The 4,483-nt window shown below is 64.4% G+C and carries 6 protein-coding genes; 4 read left to right on the top strand and 2 right to left on the bottom strand.

Features of this window, described 5'->3' with window-relative positions:
• The first annotated feature begins 42 nt into the window (after positions 1 to 42).
• A complete protein-coding gene (locus ACRXBZ_RS05420) occupies positions 43 to 1,035 on the top strand; it encodes a hypothetical protein (protein WP_433878078.1) in 993 nt (330 codons plus the stop codon).
• A gap of 111 nt (positions 1,036 to 1,146) precedes the next feature.
• Here ACRXBZ_RS05420 and ACRXBZ_RS05415 read toward each other — a convergent pair whose 3' ends face one another.
• A complete protein-coding gene (locus tag ACRXBZ_RS05415) occupies positions 1,147 to 1,299 on the bottom strand; it encodes a hypothetical protein (protein ID WP_433878077.1) in 153 nt (50 codons plus the stop codon).
• Positions 1,300 to 1,307: 8 nt separating this feature from the next.
• Positions 1,308 to 1,547: an HC3 family zinc finger protein gene (locus ACRXBZ_RS05410; RefSeq protein WP_433878076.1), complete on the bottom strand. Its 240-nt coding sequence runs from the start codon at positions 1,545 to 1,547 to the stop codon at positions 1,308 to 1,310.
• Between the two features lie 433 nt (positions 1,548 to 1,980).
• Between ACRXBZ_RS05410 and ACRXBZ_RS05405 the strand changes: the two genes are divergently transcribed.
• The 3 genes from ACRXBZ_RS05405 (at position 1,981) to ACRXBZ_RS05395 (ending at position 4,309) form a co-directional block, all read left to right on the top strand.
• The gene (locus ACRXBZ_RS05405; protein WP_433878075.1) at positions 1,981 to 2,856 is read left to right on the top strand and encodes a Scr1 family TA system antitoxin-like transcriptional regulator; all 876 of its coding nucleotides are present in this window, start codon (positions 1,981 to 1,983) and stop codon (positions 2,854 to 2,856) included.
• Positions 2,857 to 2,878: 22 nt separating this feature from the next.
• Positions 2,879 to 3,256 carry a DUF397 domain-containing protein gene (locus tag ACRXBZ_RS05400; protein ID WP_433878074.1) on the top strand — a complete coding sequence of 126 codons (378 nt, stop codon included), beginning with the start codon at positions 2,879 to 2,881 and terminating at the stop codon, positions 3,254 to 3,256.
• Positions 3,257 to 3,925: 669 nt separating this feature from the next.
• A complete protein-coding gene (locus ACRXBZ_RS05395; protein ID WP_490885422.1) occupies positions 3,926 to 4,309 on the top strand; it encodes a hypothetical protein in 384 nt (127 codons plus the stop codon).
• Positions 4,310 to 4,483 lie beyond the last annotated feature (174 nt).

Genomic DNA, 4,483 nt, shown 5'->3' with positions numbered 1-4,483 from the left:
TGTTTGATGAGCTGGGGATGGTGCCCCAGGAAGGGACGGAACGTGTCCGTGGTAGATGAGCGTGTGGTGGGGATGCATGATCTGTTGCTCGGCCTTGCCGGCCGGGTGTCGGATGAGTTTCTTGCGACGGCTCGGCAGGTGTTGGCGGAGGGCGGGATCGGCCGGGTTGCTGAGTCGGTGTGTCAGGAGTTGGCTGCTGGTGGTGTGGCGCTGACTTTTCGGCAGATGGGTGTGCTGGCCGGGTTTTTGGCCGATTCCGCGACCTCGATGTTCAGCCGTATCCCGACCGGTGATGAGCAGCGGGTTCTGGCGTGGCATTTCACCGGCTCGCCGGCCGGTTCTGCGGGTGTCGATGAGGTGGCGGTGGCTGGGTTGGTGGCGGTGTTGTCGGAGACCGCTGGTGTTCGGGGGTTGTGGTGTGCGTGGCGTGTCTCGATCAGTGGTCAGGGCCCGTGGTTGCCGGTGTATGTGGTGGAGGCTGGAAGTGGTGTCGATTTGGTGGGGTTGACGGGTCGGCTTCAGCGGGCGCTGGCGGTGGCCGGTTCCGGTGTGCCGCGGGTGGAGGTGGTGGCGTCTGGTGGTGAGGTGCCGGTGTATCAGCGGGCGGCGCGGTCTTACGGCCGGTTGGTGTGGGCGGCGACAGAGCCTGCCGGGTTGCGTTTGGCGCGTGCCTTCGATGGTGTCGATGAGGCCGGGGAGCCGGTGTTCGAGGAGGATCACCCGCGGCTGCTCGATGCGGTGGAGCGGGACCGGGTGCTGGACTATCTCCGTGCCGGCACCGTGGTTCTGGATACGGATTCCACAATGGACGATGTGGTGGATCGGTCGCGGGGGTCTGTGGTGCCGGTGAGTTTCCGTTCCGATGGGGTGTGGATTTGGCCGGACATCGTCTGTTACTACCTGGAGCGGCACGGGTTGGCGCCCGACGAGGAGTTGCTGGCTCACATCCGCACCGTCGACCACCCTCCTGCTCCCTTGGACGCGGTGACCACGCATCGTGTCGTGGAGTTTCTGTCCGGCTCGCGGGAGGTGTAGTCCTTGTCGTTGGGGGGTGCGGCCGGGGTGTGTCGGGGGGCGTCCACTCCGCCCGGCCGCGCGGCTCGATGCCGCCGCGAGTAGGGGAGGTCGCGGCATCGGGCCGGGTCTTCAGAGTGCGCGAAGGCGCTGGATGATTCGTTCTTTGAGTTCGTGGTCGGTGCGGGCCCGGAGGGGTGACTCGGTGAACCGCCAGAGGTGGTTGTCGGTGGTCGGGGGGTTGTCGGGTTCGGGGTCGGCTGGGGTGCCGTCGGGCCAGCGCATGGGGGAGGTCACCGTGGCCAGCCTTTCATTGCTTTGAGCAGCGTGTTGCAGTCCTGGCAGGTCTTGGCGTGAATCCAGTCCATTTCGGATGGATTGGCCAGGGCGAAGGTGTTGCCGCAGAACGCTTCGCCGGCTGTGCCGGTGTCCAGGCGGGTGCCGGCGAAAGCGTGCCGCACGAGTCCGTAGGTGCTGGACTCGTCTGGCACTGGTAGCCAGAAGTAGCGCTGTTGTGGCTGGGGATGGGACATGGAGGCTCCGGTGTTCGGGGTTTGGAGGGGTGGCGGGCGGCGCGCGGAGCCCGAGGGGCGCGCGGTGTCGGGGTACACCGCTCGGTCTCGACGCTGCGCCGCCCGCCTCATATGCCCGGCCCGTCCTGTCGGGAGGACACGGAACGGCCCGGGCGGGTCTCACAGAGGCTGGAAGCCGTTGCTTAAAGCGAACTTCTGCAGCGCTCGACGTGAGGAACCAGGGTGATCGGGGCTGGCAACGAGCGGTCATCCAACCGGCGATAGCCTCTGGCGTCAGACGCGGGTAACCTTGTACTGGAGATCGACATGAGGTAACCATAATCAGGTAATCTACCTTTGACTAGCCGCCCCGATCGGGTGTGCTTGGGCGATACCCTTCTTGGCGAAGGGAGGTAGCTCACGCAGGCCCGGGCGCCTACTGAGAGGCAGCCACATGGCAATCATCCGTACGGCAAAGAAGTTGCTGCTCGGACGCGAGATCGCGCACATGATCGATACTGCCGGAATCTCGCAGACTGAAGCTGCCAAGTTGATCGAGACGAGCCAGAGCCGGATCAACGCGCTCATCGGCGGCACCGGCGCCATCGCGCTTGGTGACTTGATGCTGTTGGCGTCGAAGCTCGGCTTCACTGACGACGGCTACCAGGAAGCGTTGCGCGAAATGCGGCGCGACAACCACAAACGGGGCTTCTGGAGCGCAGGGCACAACCGCGCCTACGGCGAGGAGGTGCGCCTGCTGGTTGATCTAGAGAAACACGCGGATCAGATTCGCTGGTCCCAGGTCGAAGTCATCCCAGGCCTGCTGCAGTGCGAAGCGTACGTACGGGCCATGTATGCGGATCTGCCCGAGATCGACGGCTTGACGTTTGACGAGCGTGTGAACGCCCGTCTTGCTCGACAAGACATCCTCGACAAGTCCGAGCCGCCGTCCTTGCGGTTCGTGCTTTCCGAGTCCTGCTTGCGTCGGTTGTGGGGCGACGGGCGTGAGGTCATGCGCCAGCAGCTTGACCACATGATCAAGCTCTCGAATCGAGAGAACGTCATGATCCAGGTGATGCCCTACGAGTCCGCTCCTGGGCGCAAGTCGCCGATCGGCAATAACTTTGTGCTGCTTCGTGTTCCTTCGCCGGGCCAGGCCGGACCGCTGGAACTGGCGTACGTCGAAGGCGTGGCCGAGATCCGATACATCGACGACAAGAAGGCGCTCGCTGCGCACGACACTGCTTGGGCCCGACTGAGTGCTGCTGCTCTGAACTTTGCCGAGACCCGCAAGTTTCTTGCACAGGTCGCACGCGAGTTCAAGGAATAGATTCAAATATCAAGGAGTCCGCATGAACACCACGCCGCCGTTATTTGCTGAAGGTGAGTTCCGCAAGGCCGCCCGCAGCCAGCCCGACCTGTCGTGCGTATGTGTCGCCCGCCGGGATGGTTGGGTCGAACTGCGTGACGACAAGACGGTGTTCGGCGCGCCGGATGACCATCGGTTGCTGTTCACCGCCGAGGAGTTCGACGCGTTCTTAGCCGGTGCTCGTGAGGGCTGCGCCGAGGGGCTGTGCCTGGAGGTCACCCTCCGCGACGAGGACGGCATGTACGTGTTCCGCCGTCGCGGCTGGGCAGCCGTCGAGCTGGTGTTCACCGATGCCGAACTGCTGGCGTTCCAGGATGGCGTCATCAACCACGAATTCGACGCAATCGCCTACACCGCATAGGTTTTCCATCACACGGGGGCCCGTCACCACGCGGTGACGGGCCCTTCACGGTCGAGAAGGTTGTGGGCGCATGTGCGGGAGGTCCCTCAGTGGTGCCCGCGCACGCTCATGGAGCGCGTAGGAGTCTTGCACGCAGGGGCTCGCCGATCGAGTCCGGTGCGCCTTGGTTGACGCCCAGCTCCTGGACCAGTTGTGTGATTGGCGGGCTCGTTCCCGGAAGTTCCGGGGTGAGCCTCTTCTGATCTGTTGATCAAAAATGTTGCCGTTGTGGCTCCGTCACTGCCTATCGGCGATGTCTCTATGGTGCGAGGAAGTCCCGGTGGTCTGGGCGGGCATGTGGTGCGGTGATCTTCGGGTAAGGGGTTTGGAGGCTGGGTAGGGTGGGCTCACTCATACTGCGCTGGAGATGGTTTGGCGGGTGAGTGGCGGAGCGGCATGAACGGGCTCGCGGAGCGGGCGCGTTCCTGGTTGCACGACACCTGTTGAGCGTGTGGTGTTGAGGGGTGAGGAGGCGGTCCTCTCGGCGGGTCAACGCACGGAACTGTGTGATCGCGACGGGTGCCGCGGTGAATTACCGGCTTGCCTCGGCGCTGCGGTGGGATCCGGCCGGCGAGACGCCGGGCTGGTGGGGTCGGATGCTGGCGGCGTATTTTCCCCGGTGCGGAGGTTGTGACGTGCGCTACGTGGGCGGATGCGGCCGGGACCGTTGTGGACGGGGGTGTGGGGGCTCGGGCCGTGGTGTGGTTGCGCCGTCAGTTCGGCGGGCGTGAACTGGCTGGTGACCTGCTGTATGCGGATTATGTGGATGACGCTGTGGCTTTTCTCGACGGTCTACGCGGGACTGTCGCCGAGCAGAATGAGGCCGAGGTGGCTGAGCTTGTGGTGGCGCGTTTCCACCGTCGGCAAGATGATTCCGTCGGCGGGCTGCTGCCGTCGGAGGTCGCGGCGGACGAATTCGCTGGGGCTGTTGAAAAGGCGGAGGCGTGGTCGGCGTACCGCTGTGACGGCGATGTGGGCTTCTCGAGTTCCGTGTCACGCGCTTCGGCTCGTTAGTACGAATACGTGTTGTAGTTCCCCCTTTCGCTCGTGAGCGTGTCCGCTGGCAAGTGATACCTTCATGGATTTGAGTGGAGTGGTGCATGTTCCTGCTGGAAGGAGCCCTGTTCTCGTTGTGAGAGGTGTGTTGTGGTCCGGGTGCCGGGCGGCTGAGGCCGCCCGGCTACCGGT

The sequence above is a fragment of the Saccharopolyspora hattusasensis genome (genome assembly GCF_050972075.1).
GTDB classification, from domain to species: Bacteria; Actinomycetota; Actinomycetes; order Mycobacteriales; family Pseudonocardiaceae; genus Saccharopolyspora; species Saccharopolyspora hattusasensis.
Note: the sequence above shows the minus strand (reverse complement) of the source record. Positions and strands in the feature narration are given on the sequence as shown.

Coding starts and splice junctions, on each gene's coding strand:
- ACRXBZ_RS05415 (WP_433878077.1), bottom strand. CDS start 1,299: ATGCGCTGGCCCGACGGCACCCCAGCCGACCCCGAACCCGACAACCCC.
- ACRXBZ_RS05410 (WP_433878076.1), bottom strand. CDS start 1,547: ATGTCCCATCCCCAGCCACAACAGCGCTACTTCTGGCTACCAGTGCCA.
- ACRXBZ_RS05405 (WP_433878075.1), top strand. CDS start 1,981: ATGGCAATCATCCGTACGGCAAAGAAGTTGCTGCTCGGACGCGAGATC.
- ACRXBZ_RS05400 (WP_433878074.1), top strand. CDS start 2,879: ATGAACACCACGCCGCCGTTATTTGCTGAAGGTGAGTTCCGCAAGGCC.